Origin of the sequence: Oryzifoliimicrobium ureilyticum, assembly GCF_037199735.1 — a bacterium.
GTDB lineage: Bacteria > Pseudomonadota > Alphaproteobacteria > Rhizobiales > Rhizobiaceae > Rhizobium > Rhizobium ureilyticus.
The window spans coordinates 1-26,024 of sequence record NZ_JBBBVQ010000024.1; the positions used below are offsets into that span (position 1 = coordinate 1).

The window sequence follows — 26,024 nt, forward strand, 5'->3', positions numbered from 1 at the left end:
GCTTCCAACTCCCGTGTTGAGATCTGCAAAACCCCAACAGGATAAGCCGAAAGGCTGGAAGTGTGACTGTCCCTCTATCTTCACCTGCATCTCAGTGATCCGTTCTATCGGCGGAGGTGCCCTCTTTCATGCCACCTCCTTTGGTTCTCAAAGACAAACCCAGCGATACGACGGATGTTCCAAATATTAGCAGGTAGATAAGGAATGGTCGAAAGCCGCCATTTGAGAGCGGCACAGGGTACTGGCCACGTTACACCTAGGCCGCCCAGCTTCGTTCGAGCACGGAAATCCAGTTCAAATGGGAAATCTTCATCAAATCCTCGTCATTGAATCCGGCACTACGAAGCGCATCAATAAGCCGCGGCAGTCCAGCTGCATCCTTCAGTGCGGCAGGTATCGTTGTCCCATCAAAATCCGAGCCGAGCGCGACGTGGTCGACGCCGATCCGTTCGGCGACGTAAGCCGCGTGGCGAGCAATAAGGCCGATATCCGTTTGGGCATTCTTCACCCCATCTTCGCGCATGAAGAGCACACCGAAATTGATGCCGACAAGGCCGCCTGTATCTTTAATCGCGTCGAGCTGCCGGTCGGTCAGGTTTCGGCTGTGCGGGCACAGCACATGCGCGTTTGAATGGGAGGCAACGAGAGGAGCATTTGAAAGCTTGGCAATATCCCAAAAGCCCTGTTCATTCATGTGCGATAGATCGATCATGATGCCAAGTTCATTGCAGGCGCGGATCAGATCTTTGCCGCTCTCTGTTAAACCCGGCCCAATGTCCGGCGAAGATTGAAAGCGGAAGGGAACACCGTAAGCAAAGATATTGGGTCTGCTCCAGACGGGACCGAGCGTGCGTAAGCCTGCCTCATAAAGAACGTACAGAGCGTCAAGGTCGGCAGCCACCGCTTCCGCGCCTTCAATGTGAAAGACAGCAGCAAAACTTTCTTGCTCCAACGAATGTCTGAGATCCTCGCCTGTACGGCAAATTGTGAGGGCTCCCTGCGAAGCTCTTTCGATATCGATGAGAAGACGCATCATCGACATCGTCTTTGTGAGAGCCTCCGCCTGCGACGGGGCTAGAAAGTCACCATTGGCGTCCTTGGCCATTCCAGGAGAGGGAACATAAGCAGCGCAAAGTCCGCCAGCCAAACCGCCAGCTCTCGCCTTCTGCAGGTCGATATTACCTGCTTCTTCTCCATTCAAGAACCGACTGACTTGGTCATTTCCGCCGCTCATCTGCAGCCGGAGCAGCGTATCGTTGTGACCATCGAAAACCGGAAAGGGGCTGTGCAAGAGATTATCCAAATATTTGAGTTGGTGGCCAGACCCTAACTGGGGCGGGACCCTTGTTCGGGGCTATTCGATCCTGCTTTGGCGCGAACGTGTCGAGGCGGTCTAAGTTTTGCGAACGGTTTACAGCTATACCGCGGTTCGCCGAGCAACCTCAAGATAGAGCTTTCGAAGCCTTTGGACGATCGGGCCAGGCTTACCGTCACCGATCGCTTTGCCGTCGATCATGGTGATTGGCATGATGAAGTTCGAGGCACTTGTCAGGCAAGCTTCCTTCGCCGACAAGGCTTCTTCAACGGAAAAGGGACGCTCTTCAATCGCTAAGCCCTCTTCTCGAGCCAGCTCAATGGCGGCAATTCTGGTGCAGCCAGGTAGTGTTGCGGTGCTGTTGGCGCGTGTCACAAGCTTGCCGTCATGGGTTACAAGATAGGCAGTGGAAGAGGCGCCTTCCGTGACCAGACCATCTTCTACCATCCATGCTTCGTCGCAGCCATCCGCTTGGGCAATTCTCTTGGCCAGAACCTGCGGCAGAAGGCAGATTGTCTTGATGTCGCGCCGCGCCCAGCGCTGGTCAGCAACAGTTTTTACCTTGAGCCCCTGTTTCAAAGCCTCTCCGCCGTCTAGGCGTTTGGCTTGTGTGAACATGACGAGCGTTGGTTGAAGATCCCTTGAAAACAGGAAGTTCCTGTCCTCGGTGCCTCTGGTATATTGCAGATAGATCAAACCTTCATTGAGGTTATTCTTCTCGACAAGAGTTTTTTCGATGTCAACGATCTCGTTGGTGGACATGGGCAGATAGCCACCGATTTCGCCGACGCTTCGTTCAAGTCTTGCCATATGGGGAGCGCTGTCGATCAAGCGGCCGTCAAGCACGGCCGTGACTTCATAGATCCCGTCCCCAAAAAGAAAGCCGCGATCGAAGATCGAGATGGAGGCGTCGTGCTCTGGCACGAAATTGCCGTTGACATAGACGATGCGGCTGGTCTGCCCTGACATGAAATCTCCTGCTCTCCTAAGCAAATAGACGTTTGACGTATTCTAACGAGATGGCTGGGACCGTGGAGTTCCGTCCGGTGACGGCATTGAAGCCTTTGGTCGTCTTTGCCATCGTCAGCGAATTCAAAATTGCCTCTTCTGTCGCTTCTATCACGGCCTCGAAAAGTGGGGAGACCGCTTCGTTGGAAAGGCAAGCATAAGTCGCAAGGCCTCGCCTACGTTCAGCCGTGCGACGTACCGGTTCGGCCGTCGATAAAGCAAGGGCATAATCACCCGATCCGTTACTGAGCGCAGCGCCTGTTTTCGCAAGCCCGCCGAAACAGCGCTGGGCCAAACGCGTCAAATTTCGCGAGCAAAGCGGCGCATCCGTAGCCACGATGATGACAATCGAACCATCTTTGTCAGCGATGGGTTCGGTATGATAGGTTCGGCCAGCAATTGCCAATGTGCCGCCGTAATTCGACTGCACGAGGACGCCTGCCACGTAGGTGTTTCCAAGGATATTGACTTGCCGTGAGCTCGTGCCAATCCCGCCCTTCAGCCCGAAGGCAACAGTGCCGGTACCGGCGCCGACCGCGCCTTCCTCCACTGGACCGCTGTGCGCTGTTTCGATGGCGAGCCTTATCTCGTCGATCGTAGGGCGAGCACCACGTATATCGTTCAGCCGACCGTCGTTCGTTTCACCGACGACAGCGTTGAGGGACACAATTTTATGGTTCCCTGGGATTTGCAGAACATGCTGGTTGACCGCCTCTATGGCGCGCCCAACGGCAAGGGTATTGGTAAGAACAATCGGCGTTTCGATTTCGCCCAGTTCGATGATCTGTGTGCTGCCGGCAAATTTTCCGAAGCCGTTATATACCGCGAATCCTGCCGGGACTTTGTCGGCAAAGACGTTCCCACCATGCGGGATTATGACTGTGGCTCCGGTTCTGACCCGGTCTCCTTCCACGCAGGTGACATGACCCACGCGAACGCCTTCAATATCCGTAATGGCATTGAGCGGTCCCGGCTCGTATCGCCCTATCTCGACACCGAGCCCTCTTACTCTAACACGTTGTTCTTCAGACATTTCGCCCCTCGAAACCGCGACTCTTGAAGATCACGGTACTCGAAGGGCACAATAGAAACAGATTATGCTGGAACTGTGTTAGCCTGTTTTCTTAAGAGCTCCATCGCAGCATCACGGTTGCAAGCGGTGGAAGTTCAAGCATGATCGAATGTGATCTTCCGTGTGACGCGACCGTTTCCGAATGCCGGTCGCCAATGCGGATGCCACCTCCGCCATAGATTTCTGCATCGGAGTTGATGACTTCGCGCCATAGTCCTTCAGAGGGTACGCCAACGCGATAACCTGATCTGACCACTGGGGTCATGTTTGACAGAATCAACATGATTTCAGAGCGCGATTGCGAGTAGCGCAACATGCCGAAAACCGAATTTTCCGAATCGTCGGCGACCGCCCACTCAAAGCCCTCGGGATGGAAATCGCTATATTGAAGCTCCGTGTGATGCGCGTAGACGTGGTTGATGTCACGCACCAGTCTCTGCATGCCCAAATGCTGTGGCTGATCGAGCAAATCCCAGTGGACCGACGCATCGTGGTTCCATTCGGTCGGTTGCGCGAGTTCGCTTCCCATGAAAAGCAGCTTCTTGCCGGGGTGGGCCCACATGAACGCAAGGTAAGCGCGTAGATTGGCATACTTCTGCCACTCGTCGCCCGGCATTTTCCCGAGCAGCGACCCTTTTCCGTGAACGACCTCATCATGTGAAATCGGCAGCATGAAGCGCTCAGAGTAAGCATAGACCATGCCGAAGGTCATCGAATGATGGTGGTATTTCCGATAGACAGGGTCTTCCGATATGTAATGGAGCGTATCGTGCATCCACCCCATATTCCATTTGAGGTCGAAGCCTAGACCGCCTTCTTCCGGTGATTTGGTGACACCCGGGAACGCGGTTGATTCCTCTGCGACGGTAAATGCGTGAGGGCAGCGTTGGTGGACAATGCTGTTGAGATGCTTGAAAAACTCGATTGCCTCGAGATTTTCACGCCCGCCATACTGGTTCGGGATCCATTCGCCTTCTTCGCGGCTATAATCGCGGTAGAGCATCGAGGCGACCGCATCGACGCGAAGTGCATCAACATGGTATCGCTCCAGCCACTCTAGTGCGCTCGCAATCAAGAAGCCTTTGACCTCGTTCCGACCAAGATTATAGATCAGAGTATTCCAGTCGCGGTGGAAGCCCTCCCGGGGGTCCTCATGTTCGTAAAGAGCAGTCCCATCGAAACGCGCCATCCCCCAAATATCTGTTGGGAAATGCGCTGGTACCCAGTCAAGGATCACCCCGATCCCGGCATCATGGCAGCGATCCACGAAATAAGCGAAATCTTCAGGCGTGCCGTATCGCCCGGTCGGAGCAAATAGGCCGAGCGGCTGGTAACCCCATGAGCCGCCAAAGGGATGCTCCATGATGGGAAGTAGCTCGATATGCGTGAAACCCATCTCCCGCACGTATGGAACGAGACGCTGGCTAAGCTCCACCCAATCAAGCGGCCGGTTGCCGTCGGACGCATTGCGGATCCATGAGCCGACGTGGACCTCATAAACGGAGACAGCACCCTCCAGACGGGAGCGACCGTCCCGGCGCCGCATCCAGTCATCGTCATTCCATTGAAACGGCGCGGAGGAAGCAACGATGGATGCTGTAGAAGGTGCCGCTTCGGCGGACCGGGCTACCGGATCTGCCTTCTGCGGCAGGGTGTGACCGTGAGGATCGATGATCTCGTATTTGTAGCGTTCGCCTGGCGTGAGCCTTGGAATAAAAATTTCCCAGACACCTGCTTGTTGCCGCAAACGCATCGGGTGGCGCCGGCCGTCCCAGGCATTGAAATCACCGACTACAGAAACGCGGCGGGCATTGGGAGCCCACACAGCAAAGCGCACGCCTTCAACGCCTTCAACGGTCATATGAACCGCTCCAAGTGCCTGGGCAAGATTGTAATGCGTTCCCTGCGCAATCAAATGAAGATCGAGCTCACCAAGAAGAGGGCCGAAGCTGTAAGGATCTTCTGTGTTTTGCGTTGCGTCGGGCCAGCCGATGCGCAAATCGTAATGTGTCGCGTCGGGAATATTGGCGGCAAACAAGCCAGCGGGATGAATAAGCCGAGCGGTTGCCAGCCTGCCACCGGTTCCACGCTCGATGATATCAAGCTTCTCTGCCCCAGGCAAAAAGGCGCGCACCACCGAGGCGCCGTTCGACGTATGGTGACGCCCAAGGATCGCGAAAGGATCGCCATGCCGTCCTTCGACGAGAGAGGTCACTGCGTCCGGATGAACATTTGCGAGAAGTTCGGAATTGTCGATGATCATCAATGGGTCTCCGTCAGCCGTGCCACAATGGCATTGAGGCCGGCCAGGGGAATTGGCAGCCATTTTGGTCTGTTGCGTGCCTCATAGGCAATTTCGTAAGCTGCTTTTTCGAGAAGGAAGATGTCGAGCAGATCCTGGATATCTTCCTTGCTATGCGGCAAATCCGGGGAAGCATTAAGAGCCTCCGTGTAGGCAGACAGAAACGTTTCTTCAGCCTGCTCCGCAAATCGCCTGATGACCTCACGTCGACGCTCGTCGTGATGCTCGGTTATTGCGTCGTTGTCGAGCTGCGCGGTTGCTGTCAGGTAGGCCAGCGAACGCAGCAAGCCGGCTGCATCCCGCAAGGGGCTTGTCTTGGAACGGCGTTCTTCGAGATTGCGCGCTGGCTCGCCTTCGAAGTCGATGATGACCGCATCGCTTTCGGTGACGAGAATCTGGCCCAAATGGAAATCACCATGCGTCCGCGTCAATAGGGCGTCTTTCGCCTTGTCAGACCGCTCGGCTGCCAGTCGCAAAATGGCATCCTTTCGTTCGAGAAGTGAGTTGGCCAGCTCTCGCGTTGCCGGTTCTATGTCGTCGCCGAGATCAGGGAGTTTCGAAAAGGCATAAGCAATTTCCCCGGTCGCCGAATTCCGGATAGTTTCGACGTGTTCGTCACGGGCGCGCAGGGGCGCGAACGCTTCGTCATCCGTTGGCCGTGCCAGCACCACATGAAGTTCGCCAAGGCGCTGCCCGACCATCGAGATGAAGTGCAACAAAGGCTGGAACTGTTCGTCTGCCGTTTCCGTTGGCGCATCGGTGAGCACGATCTCATCGGCCACGCGTCGCAGGTTGGATAACATCCAGTTCCAAGCATCACCCTGGTTTCGGATGGCGCCCTGAACGATGATCAATGTCGAGCGACGCCCATCTCCATCAGTAAGAGCGACCTCGCCCAAGAGCGGCGCGGTATGGTCATAGCCGGCTTTCGTCAGAAAACGGGTCATCTCGACTTCGGGATGAGTGCCCACAAAGACATGGCGAATGAGCTTGATCATTGCTTGATCGCCAACGATCAGAGAGCTGTTCGATTGCTCGGCGGAGAGCCAGTGGATGGAAAGATCATCGGTCAGTTCCAGAGCGTCGATCTGGTCGGTGCCGACAAATTCGATCGTTCCTGTCCGCCCCGTCGTCGTTGAACGATTGCGCAGGCCTTGAAGGATGCCGTGAGCCATGGTCTCGACCGCAAATCCATCCGTCAGGAAGCCGACGCGCTTGCCTTGTCTGACGCGCGCGAGCGAAAGCTGCTGCGCAAGGATGTTCGGCGGTGTATCGTCCCACGATACGGTCAGAGGAAGCTGGTATGTCTCAACATGGTCGGGCAGAACCGCCTCCAATTCGCCGAGCACTACCCCCTCGGCAAATGGGATCGGCGTTGCCGAGATCAGTCGTGCTGTCACCAAGGGCTGGTCTTTCGCACCGAACCAGCGACGCCGCGACAGGTAAGCGGGCAGGATTTCGTTGCTGAGCGTGCGCATATGCTGCGGATCATCCACCAACTCCGTCAGGCTGCGCCGGAACACCACCGTCAGAAAATCCGGCAGCTGCTCCGGGGGGGCGGTCCTCCATGCCGGGCCATCGGCTTCGGCATTGAGCTGGAACCAGAAGAACCCGTAGGGAGGTAACGTCAGGAGGTATGTCAATTGCCCGATTGGCGGAAATGGCGACATGCCCGTCAACTCGATGGGGATGCGGCCCTCAAAGGCACTAAGGTCGAGTTCCACCGCCTGAGGAAGACGTGAAAGGTTGACGACGCATAAAAGGACCTCATCTCCGTACTCACGGAGATAGGCCAAAATACGCCGATTGCTCGGCTTGAGAAAGCGAAGTGTTCCGCGACCGAAAGCAGGATGGTTGCCGCGCAGCGCAAGCATCCGCCTCGTCCAGTTCAGCAACGAATGCGCGTCCGCCCCCTGCGCCTCGACGTTCACGGCTTCATAGCCATAAAGTGGATCCATGACAGGCGGCAAAACGAGCCTTGCCGGATCCGCCTTTGAAAATCCGCCGTTTCGATCTGGTGACCATTGCATCGGTGTGCGCACACCGTCGCGGTCCCCCAGGTAAATATTATCGCCCATGCCGATCTCGTCGCCGTAATACAGAACGGGCGTTCCCGGCATGGATAAAAGCAGCGCGTTCATCAATTCGATGCGACGGCGGTCGCGCTCCATCAGCGGTGCTAGGCGTCTGCGAATGCCGAGGTTGATGCGGGCGCGTTTGTCTGAGGCATATGTGTTCCACAGATAGTCGCGCTCTTCGTCTGTCACCATTTCAAGCGTCAGCTCGTCGTGGTTGCGCAGGAAGATCGCCCACTGACAGGTTTCAGGGATCTCCGGCGTCTGGCGCATAATATCGGTAATGGGAAAGCGATCTTCTTTGGCAATAGCCATGTACATGCGCGGCATGAGAGGGAAATGGAATGCCATGTGGCATTCGTCGCCATCACCGAAATATTCGCGCGTGTCTTCAGGCCATTGGTTTGCTTCGGCCAGCAACATGACGCCGGGATGGGTGGAGTCCAAAGCTGCACGGATGCGCTTTAGGATGTCGTGCGTTTCCGGCAGATTCTCGTTGTTCGTGCCTTCACGCTCGACCAAGTAGGGAATGGCGTCGAGGCGGAAACCGTCGATGCCTGTTTCCAGCCAGAACCGCATGATATCGAGCAGCTCTTCCATGACTGGCGGATGATCGAAGTTCAGATCCGGCTGGTGCGAATAGAAGCGGTGCCAGTAATAGGCGCCTGCGACCGGATCCCAAGTCCAATTCGATTTTTCGGTATCGAGGAAAATAATCCGCGTTTCAGGAAACTTCTGATCGGTATCGGACCATACATAAAAATCGCGCTCGGACGAGCCGGCAGGCGCTTGCCGCGCCCGCTGGAACCAAGGATGTTGGTCCGAGGTGTGATTGATGACGAGTTCGATAATGACGCGGATATTGCGCTCGTGCGCAGCTGTGACGAATTTGCGAAAATCGTCCATCGTTCCGTAGTCTGGGCTGACATTGCGGTAATCGGCGATGTCATAACCATCATCGCGTCGCGGAGACGGGAAGAACGGCAGGAGCCAGATAGCGTTAACGCCGAGAGCGGCGATGTGGTCGAGCTTTTGATACAGGCCCTCGAAATCGCCGATGCCATCACCATTGGCATCATAGAAAGACTTGATGTGAAGCTGGTAGATAATGGCGTCTTTGTACCAGAGGAGATTGTCTGAATTGCCAGCATTGGTCAGATCAGTCGTTACGTCATGCGAAATCGTGCCGTCCATGTTCAAACTTCCTCTGATCTAATACGCCAGATGGTGAATGGCATGCCGTTCGGATCAAGCCGCACGCGCTGCCATTTCCCTCTCAAAATAAATTTGCCGCCGCCGATCAGGTCTTCCATCGCCAGCGCGCCGCCGTCGTCGAGACCGAAGTTCCAAAGCGGAATCTCAATATCGCTTTCCTGCACATTGTATGGATCCATGCTGACCGCGATCAGCAGGACATTATGACGTCCGGCACTCGCCTTCTCGAAGAACATCACATTGCTATTGGACGAGCCAAGAAGTGTTAGCCCGAGATGCGAATGCAATGCCGGATTGTCTCTGCGGAGACGGTTCAGCAGAGCGATCTCGGCCTTGATGTTTCCGGGACGGTCCCAGTCCCATGCGCGGATTTCGTATTTCTCGCTATCGGCATATTCTTTGCGCTTGGCATCGGGCCTGCCTTCGCACAATTCGAAGCCATTATAGACACCCCAAAGGCCTGACAGTGTTGCCGCCAAAGCGGCACGGATGAGATAGGCCGGACGTGGTGCATTCTGTAAGAAATCCGGGTTGATATCGTGGGTGTTGACAAAGAAATGCGGACGGAAGAAATCCTTTACCGCCGTCTGCGTCAGTTCGAGCATATACTGCTCCAACTCCCAGCGCGTATTCCGCCACGTGAAATAGGTGTAGGACTGGGAGAAGCCTACCTTTGCAAGGCGATACATGACCTTTGGCCTTGTGAAGGCCTCTGAAAGAAACACAACATCTGGATGTCGCTCGCGAATATCGCCGATAAGCCACTCCCAGAATGGAAGCGGTTTGGTGTGCGGATTGTCGACTCGGAAGAGCTTCACGCCTTGATCGACCCACAACTGCACGATGTCACGCAATGTCACCCACAATGAAGGAACCGCATCCTTCGTGTAGAAATCGACGTTGACGATGTCCTCGTATTTTTTCGGTGGATTTTCCGCGTAACGTATCGTTCCGTCTGGGCGCCAGTCGAACCAGCCCGGATGGTCCTTCAACCACGGATGATCGGGTGATGCTTGAATGGCAAGGTCAAGAGCAATTTCCAATCCATGATCATTCGCCGCTTCTACCAGACGGCGGAAGTCGTCGAAGTTTCCAAGTTCGGGGTGGATTGCCTCATGGCCACCGGCCTCCGAGCCTATCGCATAGGGACTGCCGGGATCGTTTGGACCCGGAGTGAGGCTGTTATTGCGGCCCTTTCGGTTCTTGCGGCCGATCGGATGGATCGGCGGGAAGTAAAGAACATCAAAGCCCATTTCGCGAATTGCGGGTAGCCGAGCAATTACGTCGTCGAACGTGCCGTGGCGACTTGGATCGCCGCTCTGCGAGCGAGGGAAGATCTGGTACCAACTCGCAAAGCCGGCCTCTCGTCTTTCTGCATCGACGAAGCTGGGCTCTGATCGCACTCGAAAAGGTCGGCGATCTGCGAGGGCCATTAGTTCGGCTGTTTCTGACGACAACAGCAGATCGACTTTGTGTGGGTCGCTGGCGATCCGCAGATCACTCAACAAAGCCTCGAGTTGTGGACGCTTTTTGCTTGGAAAATTCTGAGCCGGGTTCCGGACAGCATCTTCTACAATCGCCAGACCCTCGAGCAGCTCCAATCGGAGGTCGAGGCGTGCTTCATACTTCTTGGTGAGTTCGTAGCGGTAGATCGCAAAAGCACTCTTCCAGGCTTCGACTGCAAACTCATAACGACCGATACGATCGAGGGCGAAGCTGGCGCGCCATCGATCATTCTCGATCAGCGTCATGCGGGCTTCCCGCCAAGCAGCCTCATCCACCGCGCGGAAAAACAATGACGCGGCGAGAACGTCGTGGCCATCAGCAAATATATCGGCTTCGACAGTAACAATATCGCCGACGATGCGCTTTACTGGAAACCGCCCGGCATCGACCTGCGGACTGATCATTTCGATCGCGATACGTGGATAAGCAACCGCCTCTTCGACCGGAACCGCAATGCCTGCAGCTTTGACGATATCGGCAGAGCGGGTGGACAGGCGCCGCGTCTCGCCAGGACGCAGCCGTGTCGCTTCGTCCGGTTCGTCGATCGGAAGAAACGGCTTGGCAATCTCGCGCAACGCCCGCGCAGGCATCGGAGCACTGCGTCTCAAGTCTCTGTTTGCAACGATCAGTCGCACGGCATCCGCCTGTCGCAGGTCGGCCTGGTCGGTCTGCGCCAGCACTGTCACGGTACTTGCTGCATCGACGTTTATTCTCAGCGATCCTAGGGTTCTGTCGCTGATTTCTTCGTTCGCTGCGCGCACCTGCGATGAGAGATCGAACGGGCAATTTGTCTTGAGCGCGCGCAAGCTCACGCTATGACCAGTCATCGGATCAAGCGGCGTTGACGCACCGTATTCAAACCCCATCGGGATCAGAACACCGTCACCGAGAAAAGCGGCGAGTTTCAGGGCAAGCAGCGCACGTCTTTCAATGATCTCACGACCTTCCATGCCATGGGCGACCCGTCGGAAGAAGGGGGCTTCTGGAAAGGTGATCTGGGGGCCAATCTGAGATTGGAGACGGTACTCTTCACCGAACCAGTCCTCTTTCAAGTCCCACCAGGCAAAGGATGAAAAAGACGCGGCAAAATTGGTGTCGCGCAGCGCTTGTCGAAGTTCGAACGCGGTGCCAGGCGTCCAGGCTAAAAACTCAAGTTCTGGCGAAGCTTGGCGCGCCGAATTTATCAGGCCTTGCCAATCGCTGGCGGTGAGGTTGCTGAGACCCAGACATCTAAACCCGGTAATACCAAGACTCGCCCACTCGCTTAGTCGTGAGCTCCATTCTCGAATCCATGCTTCTTTCAGGCCATCACTATTATCGAGCGGGTTCGCTACGCTCGGCTCATGAGGAGCAAACCTTGGATCGAGAGCGCCCGAAACGCGTGGACCGATATTTGCGGGAACATCAAGATAAAGCCTCAGGCCAAGTTCTCGTGCTGATCTGGCAAGAGATGAGATTGCCTCAACGGGATTCCCCCGAAGGCCTAATGCCTCATCAAGTCGGGTATAATCTGCGGATGCAAAGACGCTTGCACCTTGATGCCGTGCGAAAAGCGGGGCCGAAACGATTGTATCAAAGCCAAGATCACGTGCATGAGCGAAGGCTTCTTGCCACGCGTCTAACCCGCGAAGCATCAAAGGGTGTACATAGTAGATCCGTTTGGCGAGGAGGCGTTTGCGAGCACCATTCATCATCAGAGGGCACCCCGGCCTGTGGGAGAACCATCCTTTCCACGCATGCCGGTTGCTCTGAGAAATTCGCTGAACCCCATGATCATCCTCCTGATGTCGCGCACGACGAATAACCAGTGGCGGGTCAATTTGGTTCCGGATAACTTTAACGGGTCGTTGGACGTGCTTCAGTGGAGTGCGCGCTGTCCAGCGCACCAGCAGGGCCTCAAGTTGATCATCAAAATATCATGACGTGAGCGGCCGGGTGTCGTTATCACGCCGCGTCGGCAGGTCTAGACGCTCACTCCACCGTCCAGGAATTCATAAGGCCTTGGCGGCACCATGAAGGCGTCTAGCTTATCTGCCGGAACGGGAGGGGAGTAAAAATAACCTTGTATCTGGGACACTCCAAGGCGTCTCAGAAGTTCGAGCTGCTCCGAGGATTCCACGCCCTCGACGATGCAGCCAATTCCCATTTCACGGCTTAAAGCCAATAAAGATTTAATGATCTTGTAGCTCGATGAACCTGCTTGCAGATTCTTGATGAAACTGCGATCGATTTTGATCTTGGTGAGCGGTAATAGGTGAAGCGAGGTCAAGCTGGAATAACCGGTGCCGAAATCGTCCAGCATGAGGCCGCACCCGAGAAGGCGCAAAAGCCGCACCGATTCTTCGACGTGATTAAAGTCGTGGATGAAGGAAGTTTCGGTGATTTCAAGATGTAGCCGCTTCGCGTCGAAACCGCTGGCTTCGATAATGCCGATGAGGCCAATGACCGCTTCTGCGCTGTTAATGTCATGCGCGGAGAGATTGAATGACAATTGCATGTGGTTCGGCCATTTGCACGCAGCAGCCAGAGCTTTTCGAAGCAGCGGTTTGGTCAGGCCGCTCACGATCCCGGCACGCTCGGCTATCGGAATAAAGTCGGCCGGCGAGACGGGCCCCACAATTGGGCTGTTCCACCGCGCAAGGGCCTCGAAGCAAACCGTTCTATCAAGATTGACATCAAAGATAGGTTGGAACACGACACTTAATTCGCTCTCGAGATCGGCAAGCTTGAGAGCCTGTTCGATCCGCGCCTCGCGACGCAGTTCGGCATCATGGGCTTCATTGAAAAGTACGAGGTTGCCGCGTTTGTTGCGCTTGCTGTGATAAAGAGCGTAATCGGCGCGGTCGAACAACTCGTCAGCGGACGAGGCCATTTCCGGGTAAACGGCAATGCCCAATGACCCGGCTATAATTACGGTGCCTTCGGGAAGGGAAAAGGGCCTTCTCAGCGCCGCGCAAATTGTCTCCCCGCACTCGATCAATGCGCTTGTCGCCACCGCTTCGGATATCAAAGCGAATTCATCTCCGCCAAGCCGGGCAACGAAGACTTCGAACGGCAGTTCTAGATTCGTTAAACGTTTGCCAACCTCGACCAGCAGGCGATCTCCCATCGAGTGGCCGTACAGATCGTTGACAGCCTTAAACCCATCCAGATCTATGATGCCAAGCGCGACCGAGGCGGGCTTTTTATCCGACTTTCCGGCCAAGGACTTTTCCAGACGGAGAAACAGCGCACGCCGATTGGGAAGCGAGGTAAGACTGTCCATATTCGCCAATCGCAGATTCTCGTCGCTCAGCGCTTCGGTTTGCTGCTGCGCAATGATCATGCGCTCGAAATTGCGATAGTTGACGCTGAGGATCATCAGCATGCTGAAGCTGACCAGCGCTATATTCACGGCAATGGCTATCAGCGTTGGAAAGCCGCTCGCGAAAAAGAAAATGATGAATGCGCCGTTGACGATTGCCGTGACGATGATCGCTGCCGAACGAAGATGCATCAGGCAAAAAATACAAGAAATGACCGTTATGGCCATGTAAAAGGCGACATGCGATCGAGTGTAGCCGTCGCTGCTGTAGCTATAAAGCGTCAGTGACCACGTCGTGAAGGATACCGCGATAATAACCGCCAATACGTTGGTGAAACGCAACGCCGAAAGCACTTCGGCTTCCTCGAGTTCGCACTCACGCGATCTCCACCAGTAAAATATTCGACTTGCCGCGACCAGGGTCAGCCCTGCCGGGATCCAGATGGTGAGCCATGTCGGTGCGTAGCGCACATGCGTTGCCGCCAACGCGAGTGTGCTGGTCAGCAGGATGATGTACATCATCGGCAATTGCCGAGAAAAAGCCTGGTACTGTGCTCGGTTCAGGCGCGGGTTGCCCGTAGGAACCGAGAGCAAACGCCTCAAACTTTCGAACGCAGAATACAATTTAAACTCCTGACTTGGATCGACAGTATAGTCAGCAAGCTCTAAAAAAAGATTTATAGTACCGCTCAGTTTATCTCTTCGGACAATTCGAACACTTTGCCAGGGACTTGAGTCTCCAGGATTTCATCGCTCGTTAAAGCTCATAACCATGATGATGTCGATTTTCTCAACCGAGTAGCGCCACTCAGTACAACCTGGAGCAACAAGATTGATATAGTATGGCTGAGGACCCGACCGTGATGCTGCTTTAGAAGCCGGGAACGACCGCTGGATGAAAGGCCGTTCCTTCGCTGCCAGGCTTGAAATAAGTAATGCGCAAGCGGTTCTTGTTCAGCGATTTCATAGGCTAATGGTCAGCATGGCGCCCGTGACATCATACGGTATCCGGAAACTGTACTTGATCGGGAAGGTGAAGTAGCCAGATGCGCGCACGCGGCTGAATGGCTTTTAGTAAATAAGCTTGATCATTCCTCGAAAGCACACTTAAGAATGTGCTAAAGGGTTGCGATTTCGCCACAGGTTGTAAATCCTTGCGGCAGTATGTCAAATTCATGGCGAAGATTGTTGAACTGTCATCCCTTGGTGCTATCTCTGCGTGCGAGCGATTCTATTGGCGGGGGAAGTGGATGAAAAAAGTGGTTTCGGTCCTTCTTTTGGCGCTTCTGGCAGGTTGCGCCAAGCCGTCGGACGGTCCCACGGCTGGAAGCATCCGCTCTGCGACGCTTCCCCGCACCAATGAACGCATTCCTGTCATTGAACTTGCCAATGCACCCGGCGGAATGCCGGCAGCCTCGACCTCTCTCAACGATACTTCACCCGGGCTGGCTGTACTGCGCGGCGGCTATAATGCTCAAAAGCTTCGGCGCGGAGACGTCTTTGACGTGACCGTGCTTGATACTGGTGAAGAAGGGCTGTTTTCATCGACCCAGAGCAAGACCCTGAATCTCGGGCGGTTTACGGTGGATCAGTCGGGCAGCGTGACCATGCCGTTCGTCGGCAAGCAGCGTGTGATCGATTCCACGCCGGAAGGATTGCAAAACCGGGTCGTCGCTGGTCTGAAGGGCTCTGCAGTCAACCCACAGGCCGTCGTTACCGTCGTCGATCGGCCGACCAGTGCTGTAATGCTGAGCGGTGCAGTGAAGTCTCCGGGCAAAGTACCGTTGACCGCTCGCCAGGAGCGGGTTCTGGACGTTATCAACCAGGCAGGGGGCCCGACCGTTGCCCCCGATGCGGCAACCGTCACTGTGGTGCGCGGAAGCCAGCGTGCAAGCGCTGGGCTTGATCGCATCATGAGAGAAGACAAACAGAATATTCGCCTTGCACCGGACGATCAGGTAATGGTTGATGGCGCTTCTGCGAGCTATACGGCGTTAGGAGCCTTCAAAAGTTCCGGCGAATTTCAGTTTGAAACCGGCAAGCTGACGCTTGCCCAAGCCGTTGGGCGTGCCGGCGGTCTGCTGGATGACCGCGCCGATGCGCGCAATGTCTATATTTTCCGCAACCAGCCTGTACCCGTGCGAACTGTCGGCAACGTGCCTTCGGGTGTGCCAGGCGCAGTGCGACCGGTTATCTATCATGTCAATATGAAGGACGCGTCCAGCATCGCTCTCATGCAGATGTTCCAGATGCAAAAGGGCGACGTGATTTATGCAACCAACGCGCCATTGGTCGATTCCGCCAAGCTTCTGACGGTGTTCCAAAAGAGCCCACCAACGGCAGCTGCTCCTCTTCCAGGAGCTGCGAACTAACAGCACTTCATGCATCTTCGATACGCCGGCTGCTTGTCGCGGCTCAATGAAACGACGTCGATTTGATGTCGTTACGCTTCAGGCAAGCAACCTGTATCACTATAAGGTCGAGGGTGGCCAAAGAGTTTGCCCGCCTGGAAATTTCACGTTCCTCGCATCTTCATCCAAATGATTGAGCGCGTGGCGTAAAGGCGCGGCGCGTTCTAACCGGCTTATTTACTGCGCTCTCATCCAATCGGCCTGTCCGCCTGTTTAACGAAGAATCACATTAGTCGACCTCATGCTGAACCAAGGGTTCTCTTCGTTCAACCGCCTCGTGTAAGCTTACAGATCTTCAAGCTAAACTTGTCATTTACGCAGATCGGCAAACACCACAGATCTGCCAATGATGACTTTCCATTTAAGCAGTTTTTTATTCATTTCGCCTAGTTTGTGGTGCGCGCACTCCGGCGAGTTCGCTCTGCAAGGGAAGAGGTATGAGTATGAAGATGTCCAAGAAGGTGAAGTCCATAGGTTTTCGAACCTCAAGCGGAATGGCCTTGTTGCTCATATCAGTTCTGTTGGTGGCGTTCGTCGGGATCCGTGGGATCAGTAGCTTGACGGGGGCCGTCTCCCAAACGGTCGACACTTCCCGTGTTCTCATTGGCGCGAACAAGGCCGAAGGCGCGATGATCCAGTATCTCGTGAGTAAAGAGCCGAAGCATATCGAGGATGCGACCAGTGCGCTTGATATGGCCCAGTCCACGCTGAGCTCCCTTGCTCTGTCTGCGAGTGAGAGATCGCAGCTTTCCGATGGTATCGCGATGATGTCGAATTCCATCAAAGCGCTTGCCGCTTCACAAGATGCCGTTCAAAAAGCCGGTATCGCGTTGAGAGACGCAACGGCGACACTCCTTACTTCTGCCGATCAGGCGGAAAAGAGCGCACAAGATATCGCCAATCAGGCCGAAACCAATTCCAATACGGCTCTTGTCACGCTGAATACGATCCGCGTTCTCATCCAGAATGAGAGCAAGTTCGCAGATGGGATCAATGCGGTCGAGCTTGCTTTGGTTAAAGCGTCAGGACAGGGCGGCCAAGTTTCGGGCGATCAGATCACCGAGCCGATGGCCCGAGCTCAGGCTGGCCTGACGGAAATTGTGAAGCTTGGCAGCACGCCGGATATCCAGCCTATCGTCAGCGAATTGGCGAGCGCCTTTGCGGACATTCAAAAGGCAATTGCTCAAGACAACGGAGCATCTTTGGCTTCGACCCAGGATTTTGCCATCTTCAACCGCATTTCCAAGGCCTCGCAAAAATTAGATGAGGCGCTGCGTAAATCCGCAGAGACAGAACTGGCTTCTAAAAGCGAAAAGGACAAGGCACGGTCCAAGGCGCGTATCGTTTCTGGTACGGCGCGAAATTTCAGCAATGTCCTGAAAGACACCCTTGTCCAAGTCGAGCGTTTTCATATCCAGCCCTCAGATGAGGCTGCAGCCGCGGTCACCGCCGGTTTGAAAAAGGCTGAAGCCCTGGGAACGATGCTGGCGAAGACCTCTGGCAACGACATGACAGCCAGCCTTGCCCAGTTGAACAGCACCTTCGACGCCATGAAGACAAACTTGGCAACGTTTGACAAGCAGGCCTCTCTGGTTGTCTCAACCTCCCAGAGTGTTACCGAAGGTATCGTAAAAATAGCAGGCGAAATTGCCACACGGTCCGAAACGCAAGGAAACCGCGGGACCTCATGGATGTGGGGCGCTGGTCTCTTCAGCCTTGTTCTTGCAATGACGATTGCGCTTTTCATGGTTCGATCTGTTGCTCGTCCCATGGTCGAGGTCGCTCAGGCGATGGCGCGGCTCGCCAGAGGCGAATCCGGTGCGCAACTTAAGCTTCCGAAGACCGAAAATGAGATCGGCGAGATGATCGGCGCTCTCCAGGTCTTCCAGGAAAACGATCGCGCACGGCTGACCGCAGAAGCTGATGCCGAGCGGGAGAGGCGGCAAGCCGAAGTGTTACGGCTCGAGCGTGAAGCTGAGCGCCTTACTGAAGCACAAGCGATGGAGCAGGCATTCGGGCAGATTTCGCTTGGTCTGGACGCGCTCGCGAAAGGCGATCTCACCGCGCGAATTGGCGAAGTGGATCCCCGGTTCGGCAGGATCAGAGATCATTTCAACAGCGCCGTTTCTACCCTCGAAGAGGCGATAGATGCGGTTATCCTAAGCGTCGGGACTATCCAGTCCGGACTGTCAGAGATTTCAAGTGCGTCAAACGATCTTGCCCGGCGCACGGAGCAACAGGCGGCGTCCTTGGAAGAAACGGTTGCTGCTCTTGGCGACGTAACCAATGGCATTAACAGCACAGCCGATGGCGCAAGTCATGCTCAAAAAACCGTCGCGCTGACCAAGACGCATGCGGAGAACGGCGGTATTGTCGTTGAACGTGCGATTGGGGCCATGAGCGAGATTCAACAATCGTCGGAAAAGATCGGCAATATCATCGGCGTCATCGATGAAATCGCCTTCCAGACGAATCTGCTTGCGCTTAATGCAGGCGTTGAAGCAGCGCGCGCCGGTGAGGCTGGCAAAGGATTTGCGGTCGTGGCTCAGGAAGTGCGGGAACTTGCTCAAAGATCGGCCAATGCGGCGCGTGAGATCAAGGAACTCATCTCGACGTCTACCACGCAGGTTACGACCGGCGTCAAGCTTGTCGATGAAACAGGTGTATCGCTCAAGGAAATCTGCGAGCAGGTGGTGGGTATCAGCTCCATCATTGACAAAATTGCCATGGCGGCCCGCGAACAGGCTGCGAGCTTGCGCGAGGTGTCGAGCGCCGGGGACGAGATGGATAAGGTCACCCAGCAGAATGCGGCCATGGTCGAAGAAACGACTGCCGCTTCGCAAGGTCTGGTCCATGAGACAGAAAGACTGGCTCAGATGGTCGCCCGGTTCTCCACGCGGCGCTCTGTTCCCACAAGGAGCATGCACTACGCCCTCGCGTCATAAGACACTCGCCGGGTCAAACGGTCACGATCAGAGACCAAGGTCAGACTTAGCTACAATCGCGAGACGCGGCGCCTTTGAAAACAGGTGCCGCTATTTCGATTTCGGCTGCGACGCTCTCGGTATCCCGGAGGAGCCTGGGGTGCCGCTACCTGTTCAAGCGTGCCCGACGAGCGTTCCGTGATCGCTGTCATCGTGATGACGCGATGCCGATCACCAGGGTAATGACTGAAGCTTTGTATGTTCACGCTTGAGCGGTCGAACGGTACGTTGAATCACGAAGACAGGAAGCGTCTGGCGATCTCTTCAACGAGACGAGGAAGTGTTTCAAAGGCGTAGGGAGCATAAACGCGTTCGAACTTCTGATGAAATTCGCGACCCCATGGACCCAGGTTGACGACAGGAAAGGCGAGCGCGTCTTCTGGTGGTTGGTCGATCAAACGGCCTATCGGTGTATTGTCGGCCACAACCGTTCCGGTATCCGCCGCAACACCCAGAAAGCTCATATCGGAAATACCCTGGAAAAAGGGCTGCCAAGAGACCGCCTCGTCCACGCTATCGGCAAATTGCCCGCGCGCTCCATCAATCGCATCGATCAAACGCTGATCGGTTTTCTCGCCGCGTTTCAAGCGACTGGGCGGGTAGTGCAGTCCGGAAAATCCGATCACAACGCTTGGCCCTTCGACTTTTGCTTCACCTACCATCCAGTCTGTGAGGAGACGCGATGCAAGAAGAGGATTATCGATTTTCGCGACCTTTTCTTGTTTATCGGCCAGACGACGATCGAAGTTGTCAGACTGTCGCTCTGCCGCCATTTTTTTGAGTGTGCTGAAGTCGATAATTCTTGCCCTTGGGCTGCCGAGGGCAGACTGGCGCCCCGTGAGGCGCGCGTAATGGTTCGCGCGGCTTGCCATCTCATCGATGGCGTCTTCCACTGCTTGACCAACCTCCTGCGAAAAGCGCTCAAAGAGGTCTTTCGCCGTCAGCGAATGATAGAGCCAATTGAATGCAATCCAAACACGCTCCGGCGTTGTCACCTCGTAGCCGTCTCTCAGATCTTTTGCCTCCAAACAAATGGGAGGAGGGGACAGGTCAATGTCATCTCTGTCGGATAGATTGGGATTGGCTTCGATCCGCGCGATAATGCGCGAAGCAATAAGCTGGGCACTAACGCCTTCGAATGGGTAACTTGCATGGGATGGGCATCCAATCACCATGGCGAATGGCAACAATTTTCCAATCGTTCCGGCATAGACTGCGCGTCCTTTATTTCCGTCACCGTAATCCGAAGTGACGTCGAGATTGACCGCTCCTTCGACGTCAATCTGAAAGTGTCTCGTTAGGGCCGGTAGAGCATTTCTGAGAGAACGCATACCGCGGCTTTCGCGCTCCTCATCCGGCGTCAGGACCAGAAGCAGGTTTCCCTCAGGCGGAGGATTGGCGGCAAAACGTTCGATACAGTCAATTGCGACGGCAACGCCACTCTTCATGTCCAGCATCCCGCGTCCGGGCAGAAAAGTTCCTGACAGCAGATCATTCAGAGTCTGGCTTTCCTGAGGCGTGCGCTCTGGCTGTGCGCGCAGGTGCTCGATCATGACATCGCGGAGCTTCAAGCTATCGCGGGCAAGAGACTTCCACTTATGGAAATTCTCGGTAGACACCGTGTCAAAATGCCCTGTCAGTGCCAGGGTGCTTCTTCCCGAGCCTCGCACCAGAGCGAGGACGCTGTGTGTCAGGGGGCTGCCGTGACTGGCAACAAGTTTCAAGTTTTCTGGATGATCCCGGAAGTAAGGAATCTGCGAAAGAAGCGAAAACAGCTTTTCCGCGAAGAGTGCCTCGCCTTCGGAACCAGTTTCGCTGGGCCACGAGGTCAGTTGAAGAGCAAGGTTGAGAACGCGCGATGCGCCATCATGCGTGCCGGTCAAACCACCGTCACCTGCGCTCCTGTTCTGCGACACGACCTTCTTCTCCTTTGATAGCGACTAAGAGTTTACCAAAACACGCGTTTGGGATTGTCATCCCGCCTTACCGAGCCGCCATCGCGCATGTCGACGTTAAAGCTTGATTCACACCGTTTTCCAAAGGCGGCAAAGCATAAGCCTATTGGTAATATGTCACCCATAACGCTTGACGCAATTTGATTTCTACACGTGGAGGAAAATGGTTTGAGCTCGAGAATGAAGAATTTGCTGATGGCGCTTGCCGTTTCCATGATCATGTGGAGCGGCCTCATCCACGCTGGCAGATGGGTAATCGGTCAGGGCGGTTCGGCTGTAGACTCGCAAGTGACGGCAAGTACGCATTAGCCGAAGGGTCGCGGGCGATTCTGAGTGCGCTCGCAATGTCATTTCCAGGCTCAGGAGCCAGCGCGCTCCCATGGGGCCTTCAATCCTGGAGTTGTAGAAAAGAGAATCGGGCCTCCATAATCTCGCGATAGTAATTTTAAGTTGTATTTCTTATAAAAGGCAACGAAACGACCGTTTTTCCTAAAAAATGTTTCATCACGAAGCAGAAAACGCGGCGATGCACTTGCTTAATAATACCTTTCAATTATATAAGTACTTAACGTTTCTCTTACCATGATGTTCTGCTGCTCTGTAGGGTTTGCAGCCTGCGGACGAGTATTTGCTTAGAATGGTCCACAATTGGTGCTGGGATTATCTATGCAGTCTCCAACCGCGGTCGTGGTTCGTAAATTTTGTTTGTGTCCCAATTATTGATACAGCACGGTCTCTATTTTTATGTCGATGAACCAAGCGCGTGAGATGCAATTCAGAATGGAGTACCCAGTGTATTCTGCAGTGCATGATCAGGACGCCGCCGGCACATTTCCGACAATGCGGCTCATCTCCCACTCGTTGCCGGCACCAAGTGCGTATGGCACTTTCGATATCTCGGCGAAGCGTTGGCAATTCGGCTGCAAGCGCGCCATAGATATCGTCATATCGGCAACTGCCTTGCTGATGCTGGCTCCGCTTCTTGTCTTTATCGCATCCATGATCCGCTTGGAGACAAAGGGCTCTCCGCTGTTCGCCCAAATGCGCTGGGGAAAGAACGGCAAGCAAATCAAAGTCTTGAAGTTCAGGTCGATGCGCGCCGATCTGGGCGACCCAACGGGTGTTGCCCAAACGGTTAGAGGTGATCCCCGCATTACAAAGGTCGGTGCTTTTCTTCGGCGCACCAATCTCGATGAACTTCCGCAGATCTGGAATGTTCTGCGAGGCGATATGTCGCTCGTTGGCCCGCGGTGCCATGCGATTGGAATGCTTGCCAGCGGCATGCTTTATGAGGACCTAGTTCCTGAATATCATTACCGTCATGCAGTGCGCCCAGGTCTGACTGGGCTTGCGCAGATGCGCGGCCTGCGCGGTCCGACTGACCGGTCATCGAAAGCCCGTGCTCGAATAGCGGCAGATCTTTATTATATCGAAAACTTCTCCGTCTTGCTTGATATCAAAATTATCCTTGGGACTTTGAAATCTGAGCTTCTCGACGGCCAAGGCTTCTAAGATCTTCACCAAGCCGGTGTGAAGGTGATAATGGCGGCATACACCTTTATCAGACAGGACTTGGGGGGTCAGATTTGGGCGGTCTAAAAACGGGTCGCCATTTCAGGCGTTCCTCCGCCTATAGCCGGGACCAGTTCTCTGACTTTTGATGAGTTTCGGTTGGTGGTTACCGGATCCACCCACCGCGGCTTTACGCACTTGTAAAGTTGGCTCAGTGCCCAAGTTTCTGCAGTCCACGATCCACAAAATAAGATACTGGCGGCCCGAGTCTAAGGCTCGGCCCATCTGGTTGCTCTGACCTCACTTCTGCCTGTTGATTGCGAGCGCGTCGATGACTTGCAGTGGATGCGGGAGTTTGACCGCTTCTATCGTATGAACCTGCGAACGACATGAATAGCCTGTGGCCATCATGATGGAAGCGTCCTCACGAGTTTTCACGTGATCTTGCCAGTTCATGGCGTAGATTTTCTCTGAAAGCTTCCGGTTGCGTGCCTCATGGCCGAAAGTTCCTGCCATGCCACAGCAGCCGATATTCAAAAGGTGAAGGTCGATACCCAATGAGTTGAAGACGGCCTTCCACTCCGCCGGGGCCGTTGGAGCGTTCGTCTTTTCTGTGCAGTGTAGCATGAGGTGATAGGTCTTTTCGCTGTCATCTGCCCATTTGCCGGACAATTGAGATGAGTGTAGCGACAGCCATTCCTGTGCAAGGAGTACCTTTGCCTGCAGTGGCTTTCCCGCGATGGATTGATATTCGCTTCTGAAGGTCAAGGTCATTGAGGGGTCCAGACCGACGAGTGGGACACCTGTTGTCGCAATTTCCTGCAGGTAACGTGCCGTTTTGTCCGCTGTCTTTTGGAAGTTCTTGAGATAACCGTGCACATGCAGGGCCTTGCCGTTCGGCATAGAAGCCGCAAGCCATGGAGACAGGCCCATCTTCCGCGCAAGACGAAGCGCAGCTAATGCGACTTCTGGATCAAAAAACTCGGTAAAGGCGTCGACGACAAAAACGACGGCTTGTTCCTTTTCCGCAGCAGAAAGGTTTTCAAGAAGCGGCTTGGTTGCCGTCCTTATCCCCATTCGAGCCGCTTCCTGCCGGAGCGATCGAGATGCAAGCGTCGGGAGGGCCGTCAGCCCGAAAAGTCGCATAGTCGTTTTGCCGAGGGCGGACGAACAAAACAAATTATAAGCCGGCCGGATACGCGACAGCCAGGGAAGTAGCGTCTCAATACGGGCGACAATCGGGTCCTTGAGCGGTCGAAGATAGCGTGTGTGATAAAGCTCCAGGAACTTGGCCCGGAAGGCAGGGACATTGACTTTGACGGGACATTGACCTGCACAAGCCTTGCAGGCAAGACAGGTATCCATCGCGTTCTTGACCTCGTGCGAGAAGTCGTTGCGATTGGCCGGGTGGAATGAAGACAAAAATCGGGCGGGTAGCGACAGGATGCTGCTTTTGGCGTTTAGCCAAGAGGCTTCCAGTCTCGTATCGATACCTTTGTCAGCAAGAAGCCGTAGCCACTCCTTTACCAGGGTAGCGCGACCCTTGGGCGAGAACCGGCGGTCGCGCGTCGCCTTGTAAGACGGGCACATGGGGCTGCTTTCATCAAAATCGAAGCATGCGCCATTGCCATTGCAGTAGGCGGCATTGTCATAGGCCGCGCGTGTCCCATCGCCGATGATCCTATCGACAGCGCCACGCAGCGGAACCTCGTCAATCTTGAGAAGCCCGCCGCCGGATACCGATGCAATTTTGCCCGGGTTGAGGCGGTTGTGCGGATCGAAGCTTCTCTTGACGTCGACCAGACATGGGTAGAGGTCTCCGAAAAACTCCGGCGTATACTCAGAGCGAACACCCTTTCCGTGTTCACCCCATAAAACGCCACCATATTTCTTGGTGAGCGCTACGACGGCGTCCGTGATCTCTCGAACGAGAAGACTGTGATCTTGGCGAGCAAGATCGAGTGCCGGGCGCACATGCAAGACACCGGCATCGACATGGCCGAACATTCCATAGGACAGACCGGCGCGATCAAGAAGGTTTCGAAACTCACGAATATAGGCGGCAAGGTTCTCGGGCGGTACTGCGGTATCCTCCACGAAAGGGACAGGCCTGACCGATCCATCGACATTGCCGAGAAGGCCGACCGCACGCTTGCGCATGGTCCAGATCGCTTCGATATCTCCGGCAGCCTTCGCGATCGTATATCCATTATGCTCGCGTCCTTGACCGGAACCTAACATCTCAACGATTTCGGCAAGCTTTCGGTCAAGCTCCTCTTTGTCATCCGCAAGGATTTCAGCAATGTTGATGCCGTTCGATGCTGTCAGACCGTCTTCTGGAAAAAACTGCGATATCGCAGGCCAAACGATATCGCCCTTTGCGAGGCCGAGAACTTTCTCGTCCACTGTCTCGACAGAGGCAATGTCAAAGGTAACGAGGGTGCGCGCGTGCTCCAATGCGGCGTTGAAGTCGCCGTAGCGGATGTTGATGAGGGCTGCGTATTTCGGAAGAGGAAGAAGATTGAGTTCGGCTTCCGTTATCACAGCGAGCGTACCCTCCGATCCGCAGAGGATCGAGTTGAGGTCGAAGAGCCCATCTGGCCTCTTAACATGCGCCAGATCATATCCGGTCATATAGCGGTTGAGGCGTGGAAAGACCTCTTCGATCCGCTCTTGCTTATCGCGAATTATAGCGGTCAGTGTCCTATAGATGTTGCCTAGCCGGTCTTCGCGTTTCAGAACCGTTTTCAGAGCGGCTTCGTCGAGTGGGCGCGACCACCATTCCGTGCCGTCCGCCAATATAATACGAAGGCCGAGTACGTGGTTGGATGTTTTGCCGTAAAGGCACGAGCCCTGTCCGCACGCGTCCGTCGAAACCATGCCTCCGACCGTAGCGCGGTTGGACGTAGAAAGCTCGGGTGCGAAGAAAAGGCCGTAAGGCTTAAGGGCGCGATTCAGCTGATCCTTGACCACGCCTGCCTCAACGCGCGCAACTTTCCGAACAGGATCTATTTTGAGGATCTTGTTCATGTGTCGTGAACAGTCAACTACGATCCCGCGTGTCAGGGCTTGTCCGTTTGTGCCTGTTCCTCCACCACGCGCGGTGATGGTCAGCTGTCGAAACTCGTCCTGCGCCATTATCCTGGTGACGATCTGGATATCCACGACGGTCTTCGGAAAGAGGATCCCCGCCGGTTCCACCTGATAGATGGAATTGTCCGTCGCAAAGACCGCGCGGGACCCTGCACCTGTCTCAATATCGCCCGAGAACCCGGCTTCGACGAGCTGCTCGAAGAAGCCGGCAGGAACTTCCGGCTCCGAAAAATGCGGCTGCAGATAGGGGATCATTGGCCCACCTGATCGGG

The 26,024-nt window shown here is 55.0% G+C and carries 13 protein-coding genes; 4 read left to right on the forward strand and 9 right to left on the reverse strand.

Translation table 11 applies throughout. From position 1 onward, the window contains the following. Positions 1–256: 256 nt before the first annotated feature. The 7 genes from VQ830_RS24270 to VQ830_RS24300 form a co-directional block, all read right to left on the reverse strand. Positions 257–1,291 (reverse strand): dipeptidase, encoded by a 1,035-nt coding sequence (locus VQ830_RS24270; protein ID WP_337270744.1) that lies wholly within the window; start codon positions 1,289–1,291, stop codon positions 257–259. 126 nt (positions 1,292–1,417) lie between these two features. Then, the gene (locus VQ830_RS24275) at positions 1,418–2,284 is read right to left on the reverse strand and encodes a D-amino-acid transaminase (protein WP_337270745.1); all 867 of its coding nucleotides are present in this window, start codon (positions 2,282–2,284) and stop codon (positions 1,418–1,420) included. A 16-nt stretch (positions 2,285–2,300) separates the two neighbouring features. Continuing rightward, positions 2,301–3,356, reverse strand: a complete 1,056-nt coding sequence (locus tag VQ830_RS24280; RefSeq protein ID WP_337270746.1) for a DmpA family aminopeptidase — start codon at positions 3,354–3,356, stop codon at positions 2,301–2,303. Between the two features lie 91 nt (positions 3,357–3,447). Then, entirely contained in the window at positions 3,448–5,658 is a 2,211-nt protein-coding gene (glgB, locus tag VQ830_RS24285) for a 1,4-alpha-glucan branching protein GlgB (protein WP_337270747.1), read from the reverse strand. After that, positions 5,658–8,966, reverse strand: a complete 3,309-nt coding sequence (gene treS / locus VQ830_RS24290) for a maltose alpha-D-glucosyltransferase (protein WP_337270748.1) — start codon at positions 8,964–8,966, stop codon at positions 5,658–5,660. The genes glgB and treS overlap by 1 nt, the downstream gene beginning before the upstream one ends. A gap of 2 nt (positions 8,967–8,968) precedes the next feature. Beyond that, positions 8,969–12,187: an alpha-1,4-glucan--maltose-1-phosphate maltosyltransferase gene (locus VQ830_RS24295; RefSeq protein WP_337270749.1), complete on the reverse strand. Its 3,219-nt coding sequence runs from the start codon at positions 12,185–12,187 to the stop codon at positions 8,969–8,971. Between the two features lie 269 nt (positions 12,188–12,456). Next, complete coding sequence (locus tag VQ830_RS24300) at positions 12,457–14,319, reverse strand: putative bifunctional diguanylate cyclase/phosphodiesterase (RefSeq protein WP_337270750.1); 1,863 nt, start codon at positions 14,317–14,319, stop codon at positions 12,457–12,459. A 728-nt stretch (positions 14,320–15,047) separates the two neighbouring features. Here VQ830_RS24300 and VQ830_RS24305 point away from each other — a divergent pair. Together VQ830_RS24305 and VQ830_RS24310 are read left to right on the forward strand one after the other, a co-directional pair. Further along, complete coding sequence (locus VQ830_RS24305) at positions 15,048–16,169, forward strand: SLBB domain-containing protein (protein WP_337270751.1); 1,122 nt, start codon at positions 15,048–15,050, stop codon at positions 16,167–16,169. Between the two features lie 476 nt (positions 16,170–16,645). After that, positions 16,646–19,153 carry a methyl-accepting chemotaxis protein gene (locus tag VQ830_RS24310; protein WP_337270752.1) on the forward strand — a complete coding sequence of 836 codons (2,508 nt, stop codon included), beginning with the start codon at positions 16,646–16,648 and terminating at the stop codon, positions 19,151–19,153. Between the two features lie 272 nt (positions 19,154–19,425). On the opposite strand, the gene VQ830_RS24315 is transcribed toward VQ830_RS24310, so the two are convergent. Continuing rightward, positions 19,426–21,108 carry a M20/M25/M40 family metallo-hydrolase gene (locus tag VQ830_RS24315; protein WP_337270753.1) on the reverse strand — a complete coding sequence of 561 codons (1,683 nt, stop codon included), beginning with the start codon at positions 21,106–21,108 and terminating at the stop codon, positions 19,426–19,428. A gap of 219 nt (positions 21,109–21,327) precedes the next feature. Here VQ830_RS24315 and VQ830_RS24320 point away from each other — a divergent pair, with 219 nt between their 5' ends. Next, on the forward strand, positions 21,328–21,456 hold the full coding sequence (locus VQ830_RS24320) for a hypothetical protein (RefSeq protein ID WP_337270754.1): 129 nt from the start codon (positions 21,328–21,330) through the stop codon (positions 21,454–21,456). A gap of 483 nt (positions 21,457–21,939) precedes the next feature. Next, on the forward strand, positions 21,940–22,659 hold the full coding sequence (locus VQ830_RS24325; RefSeq protein WP_337270755.1) for a sugar transferase: 720 nt from the start codon (positions 21,940–21,942) through the stop codon (positions 22,657–22,659). A 300-nt stretch (positions 22,660–22,959) separates the two neighbouring features. On the opposite strand, the gene ydiJ is transcribed toward VQ830_RS24325, so the two are convergent. After that, positions 22,960–26,007: a D-2-hydroxyglutarate dehydrogenase YdiJ gene (ydiJ, locus tag VQ830_RS24330; protein ID WP_337270756.1), complete on the reverse strand. Its 3,048-nt coding sequence runs from the start codon at positions 26,005–26,007 to the stop codon at positions 22,960–22,962. Between the last annotated feature and the right edge of the window lie 17 nt (positions 26,008–26,024).

What these genes read in the sequence shown, in the direction of transcription:
- VQ830_RS24320 (WP_337270754.1), top strand. Translation starts at nt 21,328, where the DNA reads ATGAAGAATTTGCTGATGGCGCTTGCCGTTTCCATGATCATGTGGAGC.
- VQ830_RS24310 (WP_337270752.1), top strand. Translation starts at nt 16,646, where the DNA reads ATGAGTATGAAGATGTCCAAGAAGGTGAAGTCCATAGGTTTTCGAACC.
- VQ830_RS24295 (WP_337270749.1), bottom strand. Translation starts at nt 12,187, where the DNA reads ATGATGAATGGTGCTCGCAAACGCCTCCTCGCCAAACGGATCTACTAT.
- glgB (WP_337270747.1), bottom strand. Translation starts at nt 5,658, where the DNA reads ATGATCATCGACAATTCCGAACTTCTCGCAAATGTTCATCCGGACGCA.
- VQ830_RS24300 (WP_337270750.1), bottom strand. Translation starts at nt 14,319, where the DNA reads ATGATGTACATCATCCTGCTGACCAGCACACTCGCGTTGGCGGCAACG.
- VQ830_RS24275 (WP_337270745.1), bottom strand. Translation starts at nt 2,284, where the DNA reads ATGTCAGGGCAGACCAGCCGCATCGTCTATGTCAACGGCAATTTCGTG.
- treS (WP_337270748.1), bottom strand. Translation starts at nt 8,966, where the DNA reads ATGGACGGCACGATTTCGCATGACGTAACGACTGATCTGACCAATGCT.
- ydiJ (WP_337270756.1), bottom strand. Translation starts at nt 26,007, where the DNA reads ATGATCCCCTATCTGCAGCCGCATTTTTCGGAGCCGGAAGTTCCTGCC.
- VQ830_RS24305 (WP_337270751.1), top strand. Translation starts at nt 15,048, where the DNA reads ATGAAAAAAGTGGTTTCGGTCCTTCTTTTGGCGCTTCTGGCAGGTTGC.
- VQ830_RS24280 (WP_337270746.1), bottom strand. Translation starts at nt 3,356, where the DNA reads ATGTCTGAAGAACAACGTGTTAGAGTAAGAGGGCTCGGTGTCGAGATA.